At 37.1% G+C, this 17,718-nt stretch carries 13 protein-coding genes, 7 pseudogenes and 1 other annotated feature; of the genes and pseudogenes, 11 read left to right on the top strand and 9 right to left on the bottom strand.

The window, feature by feature from the left end; genetic code table 11:
* Positions 1–29: 29 nt before the first annotated feature.
* The 3 genes from MTX11_RS10385 to MTX11_RS10375 form a co-directional block, all read right to left on the bottom strand.
* Positions 30–671: an SOS response-associated peptidase gene (locus MTX11_RS10385; protein WP_243475062.1), complete on the bottom strand. Its 642-nt coding sequence runs from the start codon at positions 669–671 to the stop codon at positions 30–32.
* A 246-nt stretch (positions 672–917) separates the two neighbouring features.
* The gene (locus MTX11_RS10380; protein ID WP_000482094.1) at positions 918–2,024 is read right to left on the bottom strand and encodes an ImmA/IrrE family metallo-endopeptidase; all 1,107 of its coding nucleotides are present in this window, start codon (positions 2,022–2,024) and stop codon (positions 918–920) included.
* A 12-nt stretch (positions 2,025–2,036) separates the two neighbouring features.
* Positions 2,037–2,747, bottom strand: coding sequence for a hypothetical protein (locus MTX11_RS10375; RefSeq protein WP_001052588.1), 711 nt, complete (start codon positions 2,745–2,747; stop codon positions 2,037–2,039).
* 857 nt (positions 2,748–3,604) lie between these two features.
* Here MTX11_RS10375 and MTX11_RS10370 point away from each other — a divergent pair.
* From MTX11_RS10370 to MTX11_RS10350, 5 genes and pseudogenes are all read left to right on the top strand, one after another.
* Positions 3,605–4,318 (top strand): phosphoribosyltransferase, encoded by a 714-nt coding sequence (locus MTX11_RS10370; RefSeq protein WP_001986287.1) that lies wholly within the window; start codon positions 3,605–3,607, stop codon positions 4,316–4,318.
* A gap of 391 nt (positions 4,319–4,709) precedes the next feature.
* On the top strand, positions 4,710–5,915 hold the full coding sequence (locus MTX11_RS10365; protein WP_243475061.1) for a tyrosine-type recombinase/integrase: 1,206 nt from the start codon (positions 4,710–4,712) through the stop codon (positions 5,913–5,915).
* Positions 5,916–5,965: 50 nt separating this feature from the next.
* Positions 5,966–6,082, top strand: a pseudogene (locus MTX11_RS10360) (transposase); the annotation flags it as partial.
* A gap of 9 nt (positions 6,083–6,091) precedes the next feature.
* A pseudogene (locus MTX11_RS10355) lies at positions 6,092–6,208 on the top strand (putative oxygenase MesX); the annotation flags it as partial.
* 188 nt (positions 6,209–6,396) lie between these two features.
* Positions 6,397–7,788, top strand: coding sequence for a methylenetetrahydrofolate reductase C-terminal domain-containing protein (locus tag MTX11_RS10350; RefSeq protein WP_243475060.1), 1,392 nt, complete (start codon positions 6,397–6,399; stop codon positions 7,786–7,788).
* Here MTX11_RS10350 and MTX11_RS10345 read toward each other — a convergent pair.
* Positions 7,785–8,453: an epoxyqueuosine reductase QueH gene (locus tag MTX11_RS10345; protein WP_004647714.1), complete on the bottom strand. Its 669-nt coding sequence runs from the start codon at positions 8,451–8,453 to the stop codon at positions 7,785–7,787. The genes MTX11_RS10350 and MTX11_RS10345 overlap by 4 nt on opposite strands.
* A gap of 239 nt (positions 8,454–8,692) precedes the next feature.
* A pseudogene (locus tag MTX11_RS10340) lies at positions 8,693–9,442 on the bottom strand (IS5 family transposase).
* Between MTX11_RS10340 and MTX11_RS10335 the strand changes: the two are divergent.
* From MTX11_RS10335 to MTX11_RS10310, 6 genes and pseudogenes are all read left to right on the top strand, one after another.
* Positions 9,436–10,167, top strand: coding sequence for a hypothetical protein (locus MTX11_RS10335; protein ID WP_243475059.1), 732 nt, complete (start codon positions 9,436–9,438; stop codon positions 10,165–10,167). The pseudogene MTX11_RS10340 and the gene MTX11_RS10335 overlap by 7 nt on opposite strands.
* A 168-nt stretch (positions 10,168–10,335) precedes the next feature.
* Positions 10,336–11,319: a putative oxygenase MesX gene (locus tag MTX11_RS10330; protein WP_243475058.1), complete on the top strand. Its 984-nt coding sequence runs from the start codon at positions 10,336–10,338 to the stop codon at positions 11,317–11,319.
* Positions 11,320–11,369: 50 nt separating this feature from the next.
* Positions 11,370–12,413: a methionine synthase gene (locus MTX11_RS10325; RefSeq protein WP_213687784.1), complete on the top strand. Its 1,044-nt coding sequence runs from the start codon at positions 11,370–11,372 to the stop codon at positions 12,411–12,413.
* 97 nt (positions 12,414–12,510) lie between these two features.
* Positions 12,511–13,005, top strand: a complete 495-nt coding sequence (locus MTX11_RS10320) for a flavin reductase family protein (protein ID WP_005100646.1) — start codon at positions 12,511–12,513, stop codon at positions 13,003–13,005.
* A 41-nt stretch (positions 13,006–13,046) separates the two neighbouring features.
* A complete protein-coding gene (locus MTX11_RS10315; RefSeq protein WP_243475057.1) occupies positions 13,047–13,847 on the top strand; it encodes a sulfite exporter TauE/SafE family protein in 801 nt (266 codons plus the stop codon).
* A 142-nt stretch (positions 13,848–13,989) separates the two neighbouring features.
* Positions 13,990–15,225 (top strand): annotated as a pseudogene (locus tag MTX11_RS10310) (IS3 family transposase).
* Positions 14,265–14,381: a sequence feature (AL1L pseudoknot), on the top strand. (Overlaps the previous pseudogene by 117 nt.)
* A gap of 305 nt (positions 15,226–15,530) precedes the next feature.
* On the opposite strand, the gene MTX11_RS10305 reads toward MTX11_RS10310, so the two are convergent.
* The 4 genes and pseudogenes from MTX11_RS10305 to MTX11_RS10290 all read right to left on the bottom strand — a co-directional run.
* Positions 15,531–15,992: a DIP1984 family protein gene (locus MTX11_RS10305; RefSeq protein ID WP_243475056.1), complete on the bottom strand. Its 462-nt coding sequence runs from the start codon at positions 15,990–15,992 to the stop codon at positions 15,531–15,533.
* 196 nt (positions 15,993–16,188) lie between these two features.
* A pseudogene (locus MTX11_RS10300) lies at positions 16,189–16,553 on the bottom strand (IS3 family transposase); the annotation flags it as partial.
* Positions 16,547–16,828 (bottom strand): annotated as a pseudogene (locus MTX11_RS10295) (helix-turn-helix domain-containing protein); the annotation flags it as partial. The pseudogenes MTX11_RS10300 and MTX11_RS10295, both read right to left, overlap by 7 nt.
* Before the next feature lie 167 nt (positions 16,829–16,995).
* Positions 16,996–17,718: pseudogene (locus MTX11_RS10290) on the bottom strand (ISNCY-like element ISAba32 family transposase); the annotation flags it as partial.

Here is a 17,718-nt window from a genome sequence, read left to right as displayed (position 1 = left end):
TTAAAAAGTTGTGGATAAACAAGGATGCGTCAGAATAAGAAGTTTTGTTTTTGCTCATCGCGTGGAAATGTGACGAATTCATCGGGCATTTGAAAGAAATATTCATGCGCATGTTCATGATCGGCTGTTAGCCAGTCTTTTCTGTACTGTTCTGGAATAACGATGATGGATCGCTTCTCATCCTTCGGTGCATGGAATTGTTTCATAAAAGGGTGATGGTCCGAATTGATGGTCAACATTGAAAAGGAACGTACCTTATTGCCATTAATCACTGCATCATCATAGATCCCTGCAACAGTAAAAGGCTGATCATCTTTACGCTTGATGGTGTACCAGTGTGGCTTGCCATTGATGTATTTCGGCTCATAAAATTCTTGTACTGGGACTAGGCAGAACTTGCTGTACTTCCAAGCATGTCGAAAGCTAGGCTTATCTGCTACAGACTCAGTTCTGGCGTTATAAGTATGACTGCTGAACTTCAATTCTTTCGCCCAGCTCGGTAGTAATCCAAACTTTGCAATATCAAGCTCTAAGTGATCTGAGCCGTTCAGAATGATTGGAGCATGATAGGAAGGGAATACATGATCCTTAAGCTCAAGATCAAACTGGCTTGTATCGACACCTAAGAGTGTCAAATTTCTTTTATTTGGAAATAGGTAATTTGAGCACATAGCCTGATCACATAACTAAAGAATTTATCTGAAATTGTATACGATGCTTTATGGAACACATGGGATTTATGGTGTCAGTTCAAGTAGGCTATATGAAAAAAGTCATGATGGGGCAAGTTACATTTTCAGTTAAAGTATGACTTATGGGATGCAAAACTACGTTGGGCGTGAAGTCATAAAAAAATTAATCAGGATTTTGCATAAATAGTGCGCCGTAAGGCGCATTATTTTTAAGGAAGGTTTGTATTACTCGACAATATATAACTTATGTTTTTTCTTCGGGGGCTCAACTTTAGCTAAAGCATCAAATGTTAATTGATTAAAATCTTCTTCAGAGATTCCAATTTCATCAAGCATTTTATTTTTATCAAAAGATGGTTGTGAGGCTAAAACAGAGATAATTTTGGGCAACATCAAACTCTCATCTCGATGAGTTTCTTCAGGTTCATTAATGTTGTAGCCCAACGAATTGATCTTTATAGAGTTACTACGATTAACCCAATCACTAACTAATCCCAGCTTGTGAGCTTTATAGTTAATAGCCTTCAGGGATGTTCGCCAAATCTTTTTATACTCAATCATATTTTCTAGTGAAAAATAGCGTGGAGCAGTAGAAAGAAATGCATCTGTTGGCATTAAAAATTCAGATGAAAATTGATCCGCTTCAGTTTCGAGAACACGATTATCTTTCTCGACACGAATTTTTTTGTTATGCGTATGCATAACGATATGACCAAGTTCGTGTGCACAATCGAAGCGGGCTCTTTCGGCAGACTTAAATGTATTTAGAAATATGAAAGGGCTACCACTTTCATCATCAAAAAAAGATAGTGCATCAATTTCTCGAATTTCAGTCGGTAATCTAAAGACACGGATTCCCTTTAGCTCACACAACGAAACAATGTTATTAATAGGTTGATTACCTAAAGCCCATAAACCTCTCAACTCTGACGCTAGGTGATCGGCATACTTAGATTCACCCAAAAACTCAGTAATATCTAAATCAGGACGGTGAAAAGTAGGTAACTTTACTTTCTGATTTAAGTACTTGTTAATATTTATTGCTAAAAGAGTATATGCCTCATTAGCTTTTCTATGCTGTGCTTTAATACGAGCAACCGATCTATAGAAGATTTGGTCTGTTTCATGTGGTTGTGTGTCATTACCTGCAAAGAATGACTTGGGTAAATTTAATACACGGCATATATCATCTTGATCATTTTCATTGATTTCTTTATCCACGTCTAAAAGTTGCTTTACCTTAGAGATAGAGCAACTCAATTTTTCTGCGAAATCGGTATTGCTAAGTCCTCGTAATTCTTTAGCAATACGTAAACGATCTTTATTAAACACATTAACCTCAGATTAAACTACAAGCTGAATATCAAAATCATCTGGTTTAATTTCATTAGATGGTTCCAATACTGGCTTAGGATCAGTTTTTACAGGAACTGTATTATCTATTTCAAATGCAATTCTGCAAGTATGGTCACTTGGTAAAATTGAAATTTTTTTCGCTTTTAAGTCCTGTACGAAGCTAGTTGGGTATGCAAATTCAAAAGGAATATTTGGGATATCAATGTCTTTATAGGCTGGATGTGATGCTGAAGGAAAGTATAAAATCCATGTTCTCAATTTTGTCTCATCATCATAAGCAGACTGATTCTCCTTAATATTATTTAATGTCATTAATCCTTTTTCACAGTGTGCTGATACAACTTGATCAGCTAACCCCAATGCAATATTCCCGCTCATAAAGATAATTTGTATTTTCTTTACTGTATTCTCAATTCTTGGCTGGCTGTCATTGTGGAATATCCAAGCAGGATCAGATTGTCGAAGCAGTAAAGCAATCTGTTCTCCAATTTTTCCCCATCGTGCAATAAAGCGTGCACGGTTATAGTGAGTATTTGTTCTATAGTCAGCATCACCGATCATAATTGCGTTTCTGACTAACTCGAGATCAGGTAATCCTAACTGTTTAGCTTTTTTGATAGCATTTTCACCTTTGAAAAAATCACATGGCGTGGGTTCAGAAGGTTGGATTGATTCTTCATCAAGGAGATTTAAATTCATCTTAAAAGTTATCCTAAAGTAGCGAATGTCTTTTTTATAACATCTTTTGATGTTTTAAAAAAGACATTTTTATAAATGTGTGCTATCTTCACTTACAACTTGATAATAAGAATTTTGGAGAAGAGACGTTGAGTAACTTATTCATTAATCATAAAAATTGTCCTGAATGCGGTGGCCGTATCAAAGGCTATTATTACTACTGTGGGCAGTGTGGTAGTCAAAATGTTGTAAACTGGAAGCACACGGGGATATTTTTGTTGATTGCTGGAAAGATTTTTCTGGTTGCTATGCTTTTTTTGCTAAAAAATTTTGTTCAAATCCATTTTTTTCACAAGTTTCATTGTGCTAATTTTTTAAATAATTCATAGAGGTTGATAGTAAAATGAAAGTTAAAGATTTAATTAAATAATTAGAAGAGTTTGATCTGGAATTAGATGTTTTAATTGCTAATGAAGAGAACAAAATCATTGGCATAAAAACCCTAGCCCGATTCTTTGAAATAAGCTATGTTTCTTTTGTTCATCCAGAGACACAAAGAAATGATATGGAAAGAAATGTTGAATTTACCTTTTTAGGAATGTCGACTAAAGACTCTAGAGTTATTGTTTTTATTGACGTTGTTCCATAATTTTCAAGTAGTCAAAATGAGTATACAATATTCATGTGATGCAAGAAGATACAACTGGATAGGATGGGCCCATAAGTATTTGAAGCTGCCTCGTGTATGATCATGGGGACTGTCCAAACAAACGGCTTTTGAGAGTGCTGCCTGATACGAAAAATAATATCCAAGAGATGCTAGCGGTAAATTTAGTGTAAAATTTAATGCTAGCCATCATTAAAACTTATTTAAAAATATGAAGTTATATCGCACAGATTGGAATATGTTTCCTAAAACGGTTATTGACCGTGGTCTTGGAGATGCAACCTCTCATTACATGTATGAAGCTGCTAAAGCAGGGGATGTTGAAAGTGCGTATATTTTAGCTAAAGATTTAGTTTCGGATGAGGCGATTGCTGAACTAGAAAGAATTATCGATGGTCGGGAAACTATTATAGTACCTGTACATGCTGAGGAAGCAGTCGGTCGTAATATGATTCCTTTAGCTACTTCAGCAGTTATAGCAAAGAAACTTGGGCTTGAAGTTGATACGAATATAGTTCAAGCTATAAAAGTATCAAGAACTGGCGGTGATGGGTGGCATAGATTAGCCAACCCACCAGCATTTGATGGGACAATAAACAATGATAAATGTGTTATTATTGTTGATGATACCCAGACCCAAGGTGGTACTTTTGCAGCATTAAAAGGTCATATTGAAACAACTGGGACGAATAAAGTTATTGGAGCATATGCACTGACGGGTAAACAATACTCATCACAATTAGCTCTAAGTAAAGAAACTCTTCAGCAATTGAGGGATGTATATGGTAATCTTGAAGCATGGTGGAAATCGATTTACGGGTACGATTTCGAAAGGCTCACAGAGTGGGAAGCAAAGTATATCCTCAACTCTCGTAAAACAGCTGACGAAGTCCGAGATAGAATCATTGCGTCAAAACAAACGTGATGCTTATGCACTTATGATGAAAATGAATTAATTATTATTTAATTAAGTTAAAAGACTGCTATATAGCGGTCTTTTTTGTTTTTGAGCTCTACAAATTTTAATGAGTACATATAGTTACTTTTATAAAAATGATAATAAAGGGTAGAGGAGGTCATCTAAGAATTTAAAGCACAAGACTTATTTAACATTGATGACAGAAAAAGTGAGTTGTTGGGAACTTAAAGAAGAGGTGGTACTTATAATGGTTACTAAAATACAAATACTTAAAATATTAAATATATAAAACAATATATTACAAATATATATGATGCGTAGTGTACGCATCATATATAAAGCTTAAATTTGCTATAATTGAATTGAGCAGTGCCATTTGTGGTTAGGTTAAAAATTCATGAGTCTTACTGAAATTAAGGTACGTCAAGCTAAACCAAAGGAAAAAATCTATTTTCTGGCAGATGATGATGGCTTAAGTTTGAAGGTAGAACCAAACGGGCGTAAATCTTGGAGTTACCGCTATTCACTTGCAGGGACAAATAAACGTCCTCGCATGAAGTTGGGTGAATATCCTGTAATTTCCTTGAAAGAGGCCAGATCAGTCCGGGATGAATATAAATTTAATAATTATGAAAATAAACCACTGCATAAAAAATACATCAAAACTTTTCAGGATATTTGTGAAGAGTGGTTAGAATTTAAAATTAAAAATTCCTTTGAAGATGAACCACGATGCGGTGTAATTCAGCTCGCAAAAAAATGTTTAGATCAGGATGTTTATCCAAATATTGGACTAATGCCATTTATTGAAATTAAAAGATATGATCTAGTTAAGATTATTAAAAATATAGAATCTAGAAATGTAAAAGAACCTGTAAAGAAAGCCTATAGTTATTTAAATCAGATTTATGATTATGCGGTAGCGATGGGGTATTGTGAATATAATATTGCACATGGACTTCATAAAATATTAGTCAACAATAAGATTAAGAAAAACTATCCTCATTTGAATTCAGATGAACTATCTAATTTCTTAGCTAAATTAAATCAGATTAATACAGATCCTATTATTAAAAAAGCCCTGTTATTTAAACTATATACAGGCGTCCGTGGTGGAGAATTATTGCTTTGTGAACCACATCACTTCGATCTAGATAAAAAAATATGGAAAATACCAGCCTTACATATTAAACAATATAGAAGAAAGGTTATTTTAGGTCATGATATCCCTGATTTTTTTGTTCCACTATCTGATCAAGCACTTGAAGTTGTGAAATCAGCACTCGTTTGGTCTCATGGCGAAAAATATGTGTTTTCTAGCCCGCGAAATAATAATAAACCTATTCATTTTAATACCCTGAACTTGATTATCAGAAAAATGGGATATACTAAAAATGAATTAACTTCTCATGGGTTACGATCGACATTTAGTACCATATTAAATGAATCCGGTTTATTTCAATCAAATTGGATTGAAGCACAGCTATCTCATACTGATAAAAATAAAACCCGTGCAAGTTATAATCATGCAGAATATTTTAATCAGCGTATGGAAATGATGCAATGGTGGGGCGATTTTATTGATAGTTGTACTGTAAATTAATGGTTATGAAATCCAAGTTTTAATTAGAATAAGCTTTGTTGCACAAACCTATTCACCGCCATAAATCATTATCTAAAATTGCATCTCGTGGTAAAAGCTCAATGGACCGGTTCTATGGCTATAAATTACATGTTGTGATGAATCAACTTAGAGAAATAGTCTGTTCACAATGATGATTTCTCTTAACTCGTAAAGTTTATGACGGTGTTGAACGTGTTCAATTGAATCTTAAGCAAGGTAAATGGACAGAAGAGAACTTCATTAAACCGTATCAGAATATTCTTGAAGAATAGGCATTTCATTTCACATTAGAGCGAGAATCTCATGAGAAAGTTGCCTGATTGAATGTAGTGAATAGATTCATTGCATAATTGTTAACTAAAATTTTCTATATCAGCCTGATTAAGATTAATCGGGCTGATTCTGTTAGGTCGAATATAATAGCGACCTGCTTCAATCATTTTTATTTGAACTTTATTTTATGTCACAGCTTGCTTCCCATTTTAAGCACAATCAGTTTTGTATTTTGTTGGAATATTTAAGTTCTGCTAAAGGCATTGCTGTACCAATGTCTTTAGCAGAATTTCCATGTGCGATCACTTTGGCAGATCGAGTGCATGCCGATAGTGATTTGGCACCACTTGAATGTGCGAAGACATTTCCTTCATCAGTGGAAAAAATCATCCATTATTCAGGGAAAGGTCGGGATATTACTGATTTTGAGACCTTCTTAAAATCAACTCAAGCTTCGGGACAGAAAAATTTACTGCTTCTCACAGGTGATAAGTTAAAAGGGCATACAAATGGTCAAGATGGAACGAATCGCACCCGATATTTAGAGTCTGTAAATGCGGTCATGGCCGCAAAGTGTTATGGTGGATTTCACATTGGTGTAGCTTTTAATCCCTTTAAATATGCTGAAGCTGAACGTGATGCACAATATTTAAAACTTCACAAAAAGATTAAAGCAGGAGCAGACTTTATCGTTACCCAGTTGGGTTACGATATGGAGGCTTTAAAACAAGTCAAGGCTTTTTTAAATCGTCATCGATACCCACAAAATATACTTGCTTGTGTTATGCCACTTAGTTTGGCACGTGCCAATTTTATGGTGAAACATAATGTCGCAGGAATTGTGATTACATCACACATGTTACGAGCGTTGGCTCAGGAAGAACAGGATGGACGAACTGAGAATGCTTATAAACGTTGTGCTATACAAATCTTGATATGTAAGCATTTAGGTTTTTCGGGTGTGCATCTATCAGCATGTCATAAGCCTGAAGAGCAAAAGCTTTTGGAACATTATATTGAGCAGTATCTTAATGATGATTTAGAGGAACTCGAAGCAAGCTGGAACTCACTCTGGCAAGTGAAGACAGGGAAGGAGTTTGTACCAGCATTAACTCATTACTCACGTCGTCCGACATCAAGTCAACTGATTAAATATCAACATTTGCATTTCATGCATAAGGCACTGTTTGAGTCTAAAATCTCCAAAGGTATCGGTAAATTTATTTTAAAAGCATCCTTTTGGGAGAATAAAGCAGCATCAAATGTTTTGTTAAAAACCGAATTTATGTCTAAACATACGGTCGTGGGTTGTGAAAGTTGTGGTCAATGTAGATTGGCTGAAACTTTATATATTTGTCCAGAAACTTGTCCTAAAGGACTTGCGAATGGTCCTTGTGGTGGTACGACATTAGATCGCTGTGAGTTTGGCGACCGAGAATGTATTCATTCTGTGAAAGCCCGACTTGCCAAAGCCGTGGGACAGACTGACGTTCTAAAAGAAAAACTGATTCCAACTGTACCCATTGAAGTCCGTGGAACCAGTTCCTGGAAAAATTGGTATCTGGCGACTGAAGCTTAGCTTTCATCATCCATGGCATTCGAATAAAATTTCACGCCCAATTTGATGCGATCACGACCTTGGCTCATACGCCAACGGTTGGTATCACGTAAGGAGTATACACAGCCACAATATTCTTGTTGGTAGAATTCTTCCTTCTTGCTGATTTCAAGCATACGAACAGCACCACCATTTTTACGCCAGTTGTAGTCCCAATAGGTGATACCTTCATAATGTGAAGCAGAACGATGCCCACAATCATTGATCTGCTTCATATCTTTCCAACGAGAAATACCCAATGAGCTACTAATTAGGCTGAAGCCATTTTCAGCTGCATAAAGGGCAGTCCGTTCAAAGCGCATATCAAAACACATGGTACAGCGAATACCTTTCTCTGGCTCATTTTCCATGCCTTTGGCACGTGCAAACCAATTGTCTGTATCGTAATCACAGTCAATAAAAGGAATATTATGTTTTTCTGCAAAGCGAATATTTTCTTCCTTACGGATTTCATATTCCTTGACAGGGTGAATATTGGGATTATAAAAAAAGATCGAAAAGTCGATGCCTGATTCAATTAGGGTTTCCATCACTTCACCCGAGCATGGTGCACAGCAGGAGTGAAGCAGAAGCTTGTCATGACCTGCTGGGAGAGTCAATTTCTGACGTTCAAGTTTGTTTGACATAGTTATATGGGTTTAAATCTAAACCCTATATTTTAACGATTTAATTAGATAGTAAAGATTTGATATACTGATATTTTCTAAGGTTAAGATGAAAGAAATTCACTAATTGAAATCTAATAAGAACTAAAGTATATAAGAGAATAACTACAATAATGCTTTGGAATTAGAACATTGCAAGTTAATCAAGAGTCATTGTATGAAGCTTTAAAATTAAGTGAAGAAATTATTAGGGCGTGTCCTCATTTGGCTTTGCACCAAATAAATATGTAGGCTATACGCATAGATTTATAATTGCGTGCTAGTTTATCAAATCGAGTTTGCAATAGCACGGAAATGTTTTGATCTCGCAAAAGCGTTTTCAACTAAATATCTTAATTTATATAGATATTTATCAAATTCTTTATTCGATCTCTTACTGTTTGATCTCAATGGAATAATAGGAATCATATTCTTGTTCTTAGCACATATTCGAATGTGCTCAGCATCATATCCCTTGTCAGCAATGAGATATGTTGCCTCGCCTACAATATCAATCAGTTGTTTTGCAACTTGACTGTCGTGGACGTCACCCCCAGTGATTTTAAAATCAATCGGTAATCCATTCGCGTCGGTTGCAAGATGTATTTTTGTTGTTTGTCCACCGCGTGATTGTCCAATTGCTCTTTCGAAACCATACCGAGCTCCACTTGCATGTTGATGCACGCGTATGTAGCTTCCGTCAATGAATACCCATTCTTGATCCAAGACGCCTCGTAATCTAAAAAAAATTTATCCCATAATCCCTTACTTGCCCAGCGATTAAAGCGATTGTAAGCAGTTTGCCAAGGGCAAAATTCTTGAGGAATATCGCGCCATGTGGCGCCTGTGCGCAGTTTCCATAAGATGGCTTCCATGATATTTCTACTGTTTTTTGAACAGTAACAACCATGTAATCGCATAGTATCTTGAATTTGCTGCCAAATATCATCAGTGAGAAGAGTACGTGCCATTGAAAAAATATAGAAATGAAAAGAGCTTAAAGGAGGATTTTAAGTATTTAAAACCAATTCTTCAAATGAGGACACGCCCTAGTAATTTTTTAGAAAGAAAGAGTTTAAGAGATGGTATTAGCACGGACTCTCAATTTCTAATTAAACGACAAGCTTTTGTATACGAATATGTGTCTAATAAATATTATGAGCTAAAATATTCAAAAATTACGTCAGATATTTTTTCTAGAACAAGAAAGTTTGTAGACGGAAAAATTGGAGGTTTAGTACCATTATCAGCACAAAAATTTGCATCTGTTTATGAGAATTTAACGTCCGAAAATTCAGAGGATTGGTCAAATGCTGTTCATAGTTGTAGGCAAATATTTCAAGATACTGCTGATGTGATTTATCCTGCTAGAGAGGATAAGACTATTAATTTAGACAATGGTAAAATTAAAATTATTAAATTAGGTGTGGATAATTATATAAATCGAATTATTGCATATGTTGATGAGCAGTCAGACTCTAAAAGATTTGAGGAAATCGTTGGTTCACAGATGAAATATTTGGGCGAGCGGTTAGATGCTATTTTCAAAGCTGCTCAGAAAGGTTCTCATGATATTATTACTTCTAGGCAAGAAGCTGATCGTTATGTTATTTACACATACTTGATAGTTGGAGATTTATTATCTTTGGTAGAGTTGCAAAAAACATTATCAATTTCAGATAAAGATTTTAGATAGCCGCTTAACTTACTGAATAACTAAAAATCCTCAGAATCTTTAATTTATTAAGATGAGTATTTCTCATCTTAAGCTGAATTTATATCTTTTTACTCACTTTCTTATTCACGTTTAAATACAGCCATTCAGAAATTTAGCTTTTTATAAAATTTTTAGGTGGCAATCTCCATGAGTACAGCATTTGAGTGTTCAATTAAACGTATCCGTTTTGATGAGAATTATACACCAGCAGAAAGCACACGTTTAACCACAAACTTTGCCAATTTGGCACGTGGGGAAAGCCGTGAAGAAAACTTGCGTCGTACCCTTGCGATGATTAACAACCGTTTTAATAGCTTAGCGACCGTTGATAATCCTAAAGGTGATCGCTACTCACTTGAGATCGACATCATTTCTGCTGAAATTGATATCGAAGGCAATGGCCAAACCTTTCCATTTATTGAAACCCTCAAAAGCACCATCATCGACCATCATACGGGTGAGCGTATTGAAGGCATGATTGGCAATAGCTTTTCATCTTATGTGCGTGATTACGACTTCAGTGTGGTATTGCCTCAACTCGGTTGTGGCGTCGATGAAAAACCTGAAGATTTTGGTAATCTACATGGCAAGCTTTATCAACATTTAGTCAATTCAGATGTATTTAAAGCAGAATTTAAAAAACAACCTGTCATTTGCTTAAGCGTTTCAACCTCTAAAACGTATTTCCGTACAGCCAACGTACATCCTATTTTGGGTGTGGAATACAAAAATGATGAATATTCACGTACTGATGAATATTTCGCCAAAATGGGCTTACGTGTACGTTACTTCAAACCAGAAGGTGGTAATGCACCATTAGCATTCTATTTCGCTGGCGACTTAGTCCGTGATTATACTGATTTTGAATTGATCAGCGCGATTGCAACCATGGAAAGCTTCCAAAAAATTTATCGTCCTGAAATTTACAACACCAACTCTCCGGCAGGTGTGGAGTATCAACCAAGCTTGAGCTATGGCGATTACTCACTGACACGTATCGTTTATGACCGTGTTGAACGTGGTGAGTTGGCGGTTAAGCAAGGTAAATGGACAGAAGAAAACTTCATCAAACCATATCAAGATATTTTAAATGAATGGGCAGCAAACTTTAAGATCGAAACAGCTGCTTAAGACATCGAATTGACACACAGACTGACGAATTTAGAGAAAGAAGATTAGACATGGCGCTTACACAACCGAAACTTTTACTCCCAACTTCAACTGCGGGTAGCTTGCCAAAACCGTCTTGGTTAGCTGAACCTGAAAAATTATGGTCTGCATGGAAACTTGAAGGCGAAGAGTTATTAGAAGCTAAACGTGATGCTTTGAAATTATCATTACATGAGCAAGTCACTGCTGGTATTGATATCGTAAGTGACGGTGAGCAAACCCGTCAGCACTTCGTAACTACGTTTATTGAACATCTTGAAGGTGTGGATTTCGAAAAGCGTGAAACCATGCGTATTCGTAATCGTTATGAAGCAAGCGTACCGTCGGTTGTGGGTGAAGTTTCTCGTAAAAAAGCAGTGTTTGTAGACGATGCGAAATTTTTACGCAGCCAAACCAGTCAGCCAATTAAATGGGCGTTGCCTGGTCCAATGACCATGATTGATACACTTTTTGACGGACACTACAAGAGCCGTGAAAAACTGGCTTGGGAATTTGCCAAAATTTTGAACCAAGAAGCTTTAGAACTTGAAGCAGCAGGCGTAGACATTATTCAATTTGATGAACCTGCGTTTAACGTATTCTTTGATGAAGTGAATGACTGGGGTGTACCAACCTTAGAACGTGCACTTGAAGGTCTAAAGTGTGAAACTGCAGTTCATATTTGCTATGGTTACGGCATTAAAGCCAATACAGATTGGAAACAAACTTTAGGTAATGAATGGCGTCAATACGAAGAGTCATTCCCGAAACTACAACAATCTAAGCTCGATATTATTTCACTTGAATGCCAAAACTCACGTGTACCAATGGATTTAATCGAATTGATCCGTGGTAAGAAAGTGATGGTGGGTGCAATTGATGTGGCAACCACTCAAGTGGAAACTGCAGAGGAAGTAGCAAATACGCTACGCAAAGCATTGCAATTTGTTGATGCAGATAAACTGTATCCTTCAACTAACTGTGGTATGACACCGCTATCTCGCCAAGTGGCACGTGGCAAACTTGAAGCTTTAAGCGCAGGTGCTGCCATTGTTCGTAAAGAGCTAGAAGCTTAATCAAACGTAGTCTCGTGCGAAGCAGAACAAATCATCGCAAGGTCATTTGTCCAGCTTTATGCACGAGCACGTGATATGTACATTTGAGATGAAAGAGATGATTGAAGCAACAGACTTTAGAAATGCAATGTCTTTACTCACCACAGCAGTGAATGTTATTACGACTTCGGGTGAAACAGGTATGCATGGATTTACTGCATCTGCCGTATGTAGCGTGACGGATACACCGCCAATGTTATTAGTCTGTATGAATCAATCCTCCCGTTCACATGCCCATTTTGTTGAAAATAAAGTCTTGGCTGTAAACGTACTAAGTACTCAGCATGAACAGCTTTCAAATGCCTTTGCTTCAAGTAAATTCAGTTCTGAACAGCGTTTTCAACTGGGCGAGTGGGGCGGTTTAGAGACAGGCTCGCCGATTCTGCAAAATGCTTTGGTCAGTTTTGACTGTCAGATTGAGAATATTCAGCAAGTGGGTACACACAGTATTTTCATGTGTCGTGTGCTTCAAGTTCAACAAAGCGATCAAGAAGAAAGCTTGGTCTATTTTAACCGTGCTTATCATCAAGTAGGGCAGTTAGAACACGCTTAACTCAATACCTTAATTCTTTCATTTTTTAAAGTTAGTCTATTGTGGAACTTATAACCTTTTTAGTCATCGGTGCTTTTGCTGGTTTTGCAGCAGGGCTATTTGGTGTCGGTGGTGGTACGATTATTGTGCCACTACTTTTTATTGTCTTTATCCAAATGGGCTATGACCCCGATGTTATTATGCACCTCGCATTAGGCACATCTTTGGCAACCATTGTTGTGACCTCGATTAGCTCATTGATGGCGCATCATAAAAATGGGGCTGTGATTTGGCCTGCTTTTAAAAATCTAGCGCCACCTATGGCGATTGGTTGTTTTTTTGGGGCAGGTATTGCTGGTTTGATATCAGGATTACATCTACAAATCATTGTTGGCTTATTTCTGATTTGGGTCGCATATACGATGTTTACAGGTGCCAAAAAAGCAATTGACCCAACGAAAACGTTACCCTCATCAGGTCAACAAGTTGCTGCAGGTAGTGTGATTGGGGTTGCATCAGCAATCTTTGGTATTGGTGGTGGAAGTCTGACGGTTCCATATCTGAATCGCTATGGTGTGGTCATGCAGAAGGCTGTTGGAACATCTGCGGCGTGTGGGTTACCGATTGCGATTGCAGGTGCATTAGGATTTATGCTTTTTGGCATGAATGCTGAAATCAATGTGCCTAATACTATTGGTTATGTTCATATTTATGCCTTCATTGGCATCAGTATCATGAGTTTCATCACTGCAAAATTTGGTGCGAAGGCTGCACATGCCTTATCGCCAGCAATGCTAAAGAAATGCTTTGCCGTTTTATTGGTTATTGTCGGATGCTTTTTCCTTGTGAAGGGATTAATTTAATATTGGAATTCGCATAAAAGATTTTATGCTAAATGTAATTTAATTTTAAAGACTTATTTCATGACTATATTTATTTACTAAATTTAACCAGGTGAACCGTACCGGGTTTGTCGGAGAGTCAATATTCTGAGAGACTATCCCGATGACAAAATTAAAATATACCCCTGAAATCAGAGAAAGAGCGGTTCAATTACTAATTGAATCTGAAAAAGATTATCCATCGAATTGGGCAGCAGTTTCCGCAATTGCTCCTAAAATTGGCTGTACTCCTGAAACACTACGTATTTGGTATCAAAAATATTTAGATAAACAAAATCCAGTTAAAGTACAGCAGCTTTCAGACCAAGAACGTATCAAACAACTCGAACGCGAAAATAAAGAACTGCAACGCGCCAATGAGATTCTACGTAAAGCAGCCGCTTTTTTCGCCCAGGCGGAGCTCGACCGCCCACACAAATAATGGTGGATTTCATCCATAACAATAAAGACTTATATGGCGTTGATGCGATTTGTAGAATTTTACCGATCGCACCTTCAACCTATTACCGGACTCTAGATCTCTGCGATGAGAAGCATTGCTTCGCAAGGGGAACATCGAGCAAAGCGAGATTTACATGACTTGCATCATGCTGAGGAGATTAAACGAATTTGGAAGGAAAGTTCAGGTCGATATGGTGTACGTAAAGTCTGGCAAAAATTAAAACGTGAAGGCTATATTATTGCACGCTGTACTGTTGCTCGATTAATGAAAAAGCTAGGTATACAAGGTGTTTGGCGAGGTAAGAACAAACAAACCACCCGTAGCCGAGATGACCAAAAACGAGCACCTGACTTGGTGAAACGGAATTTTAGAGCTGATCAGCCTAATCACTTGTGGGTTGCTGACTTTACCTATATTCAAACAAATTCAGGCTGGGTCTATACCGCATTTGTTATTGATGTGTTCTCACGAGCAATTGTTGGATGGAAAGTATCTACACGGATGAATACAGATATGGTGCTCGATGCATTGGAGCAAGCATTGCATGATCGAGGCATGCCAAAGAATGTGATTCATCATTCCGACAGAGGTGTGCAATATCTTTCCATTCGCTATACCAATCGTTTAGAAGCAGCAAATTTACGAGCATCAGTCGGTACGACTGGTGATTCATACGATAATGCTCTGGCTGAAACGGTGAATGGCTTATACAAAACAGAGGTGATTGAATATCTAAAAGCAGATTGGCAAGGTTTAGCAGATGTACAACTTGCGACACTCAACTGGGTAGATTGGTTCAATAAAAAGCGTGTACACAGTGCACTGGGTTATGTATCGCCTTTTGAGTTTGAAGCAATGTACTATGATAAGATTAACCCGTTAGGTCAGGTGGCCTAACTTAAATAAAAAAGTCTCCGACGAACCCGGTACGGTTCAATGTAGTTGAGCTGATGCTTGCTCATTTCTTTATTTTTAGTAATTGAGGTGAACATACTGTCAGTACATGGTAGTTATAAGTAACGGGTAACTTTGTTTGCACAAAGATTTGAGTTATGCCAAGTGATGGATTGATTTGTACTTAAAATTTTAAGCTTATCCACTTGCTTTGCAAGCCACTACACTTTATTTACAATCCTATGTTGTGGAAGTAAGGGATCTTGTACTCGCCCAGTATGTTCAACTTGATTATATCTAAAGGACTATTAGGCTTCAATCAAATCAATTTTCCAATTATTCGACTGAATTAACACGTTTAAATCACGTAATTTAAGACTAATATCATCAGCTTGTTTTTGTAATGATGAAACTGGAATAACTTTATGCCACTTTATTTCCCGCGTACTATAACGATCAGATTCACGAGATGTATTACTTATTGCTGCAGTTAGGGTTTTGTGCTGTTCTACAAATTCATCACGCAAAGTCAATAAAGCAAGTAAAGAACGACCATCATTTAATTTTGTTAAAGCATTAGTTTCATGAATTGCATAACTTAATTTTTGAAATTCTTGAATTAAAGCAAATACTTGTTTTAGTAGTTCATTTGGATCTTCAGATGGTTTATCACCATCTTGTACCAATACATTTGCATTGATACGTTGTTTTAGTGAAATAATTTTTTTTTGTTGATCACTTCGAAGTAAGAGAGCTTCTGCTAATTTCATTTTTCACCTATTAACCAATTAGAATTAAGTTTTAAGCAGCTAAGTAATTTTACAAATACTATATCCTCATTCTTTAAAAATCAAAAAAATTGATTTTTTATAATTTTCAGAGGTAGAAGTCTTATATTTTGTCATTAGTCGAAGCTCAGAATTAAGCTAAAGGCCTTTTTTCAGATGCAGAATCCTTTATCTGATCCTAGACAGTATTGTGGACATTCGATCCCTCTAAATTCTTACAATATTTTTGTTCAAAGGCTTCAGGACTTAACCAGCCATTTGCAGAATGTATTCTGATTCGATTGTAATAAATCTCGATATAGTCAAACAAGACAGCATTCGCTTCTTTTCGAGTGGCAAACACACTGCCATGGATTACATGACCTTTCAATGTATGAAAGAAGCTTTCAGTCACTGCATTGTCCCAACATGAGCAGTGTACTGCGCAAGACTGCGTGACATACTTTGAATACAGTTATTCGTCAATAATAGCGCTCTAAAAGCACGACTACAGTACTGACTGCCTTGGTCAGAATGAACCATAACTCCTGTTGAATAAGCTTTTCATGCGCCAAGGTTGGTCCGAAACCATGCAGTTGATCAGAAACAATATTGAGGCACTTGAGTCTGAGTTCTTCAGAAAGCCTGGAATTGCTGGTTTGGCCACGACCCGTATGGGCTAATGCAGCTGGACCTTGAACTTTGTATTTCTGCAGTAAGCGTCTGACCTGACATTCTGAAATATGAAGTAGAAGTAGCTGAGCAGCCTGGGATTGAGTTATGCGTTGATCGCAGATTTCCTGCAAAACCGACAATCGTTTAAGTTCTTTATCCCACATAGACACCAACATATCAAACCGTCCGCTAAGAAAATTGCAAAAGTGCATATTCTAAAAGCGGACATTTTTACTTTGGAGAAACCGGACATTTCTATTTTGGAGTTACAACACTGTGTTATTCACCAATTAAAATGTCTATGCGATAAACCATTTAAAATGTCCTGTTTTTAACCACAAGAGTCAAGCACAGGATTTAACTTTCTTTGTTCAATAACAGCTTTCTGAGCTTTACGACTCGGCATACTTTTCTTGAGACGGGAACGTTTATTCTGTTTTTCCAACTCTTCATGCTGTTGCTGAATATGTGCCAGAACTGTACCTAACCGTTTATTCTCAACGATCTCATTCTGCTGTAGCCCAGCTAATTTATTGAAAATGCTGTAGTTGAGCTTTCGTCCCTCGTGCATGAGGGCCACAGTCCCATCCGGGTACTCCAGAAATGAAATATATTGCCCAACAAGCTTATGATTCAGCTCTATCGGTTCAAGCAGATAAATACATTTGTCATAGGTCAGGGTCAGATTCTTGGTGACCTTACGCGGTTCCTGCCAGGTAAAAATATCATCCAGTTCAAGATGAGATTCGGTTAATGGCCGATGTAAATTCTTTGAGTTTCGCGCACACTTGGCAAACTTCTGATTGAAATGCTCAATAAAGCAGGGCAGCCAGGCATTTGCCTCGGCAATTGAACAGATACCTTCTAGGCGCATTTCCTTGATCAGGCGATCCTGGAGTGTTCTATTGGCACGTTCTACGCGGCCTTTGGCCTGGGGTGAGTTGGCGAAGATAATATCAATATTTAACTCATTCAGAATCCGCCCAAATTGCGTGATCTGGCTATCTTGGCTCGATTTCTGATTCACTCGGAATACCGAGTGTTTATCGCTATA

Source organism: Acinetobacter lwoffii (assembly GCF_022809915.1).
Lineage (GTDB): Bacteria > Pseudomonadota > Gammaproteobacteria > Pseudomonadales > Moraxellaceae > Acinetobacter > Acinetobacter lwoffii_M.
This window is presented reverse-complemented; position numbering and strand designations above follow the sequence as displayed.

Bases quoted from the DNA above. Each gene is read 5' to 3' on its own strand.
- MTX11_RS10385 (WP_243475062.1), bottom strand. From the start codon at position 671: ATGTGCTCAAATTACCTATTTCCAAATAAAAGAAATTTGACACTCTTA.
- MTX11_RS10375 (WP_001052588.1), bottom strand. From the start codon at position 2,747: ATGAATTTAAATCTCCTTGATGAAGAATCAATCCAACCTTCTGAACCC.
- MTX11_RS10370 (WP_001986287.1), top strand. From the start codon at position 3,605: ATGAAGTTATATCGCACAGATTGGAATATGTTTCCTAAAACGGTTATT.
- MTX11_RS10365 (WP_243475061.1), top strand. From the start codon at position 4,710: ATGAGTCTTACTGAAATTAAGGTACGTCAAGCTAAACCAAAGGAAAAA.
- MTX11_RS10350 (WP_243475060.1), top strand. From the start codon at position 6,397: ATGTCACAGCTTGCTTCCCATTTTAAGCACAATCAGTTTTGTATTTTG.
- MTX11_RS10345 (WP_004647714.1), bottom strand. From the start codon at position 8,453: ATGTCAAACAAACTTGAACGTCAGAAATTGACTCTCCCAGCAGGTCAT.
- MTX11_RS10330 (WP_243475058.1), top strand. From the start codon at position 10,336: ATGAGTACAGCATTTGAGTGTTCAATTAAACGTATCCGTTTTGATGAG.
- MTX11_RS10325 (WP_213687784.1), top strand. From the start codon at position 11,370: ATGGCGCTTACACAACCGAAACTTTTACTCCCAACTTCAACTGCGGGT.
- MTX11_RS10320 (WP_005100646.1), top strand. From the start codon at position 12,511: ATGATTGAAGCAACAGACTTTAGAAATGCAATGTCTTTACTCACCACA.
- MTX11_RS10305 (WP_243475056.1), bottom strand. From the start codon at position 15,992: ATGAAATTAGCAGAAGCTCTCTTACTTCGAAGTGATCAACAAAAAAAA.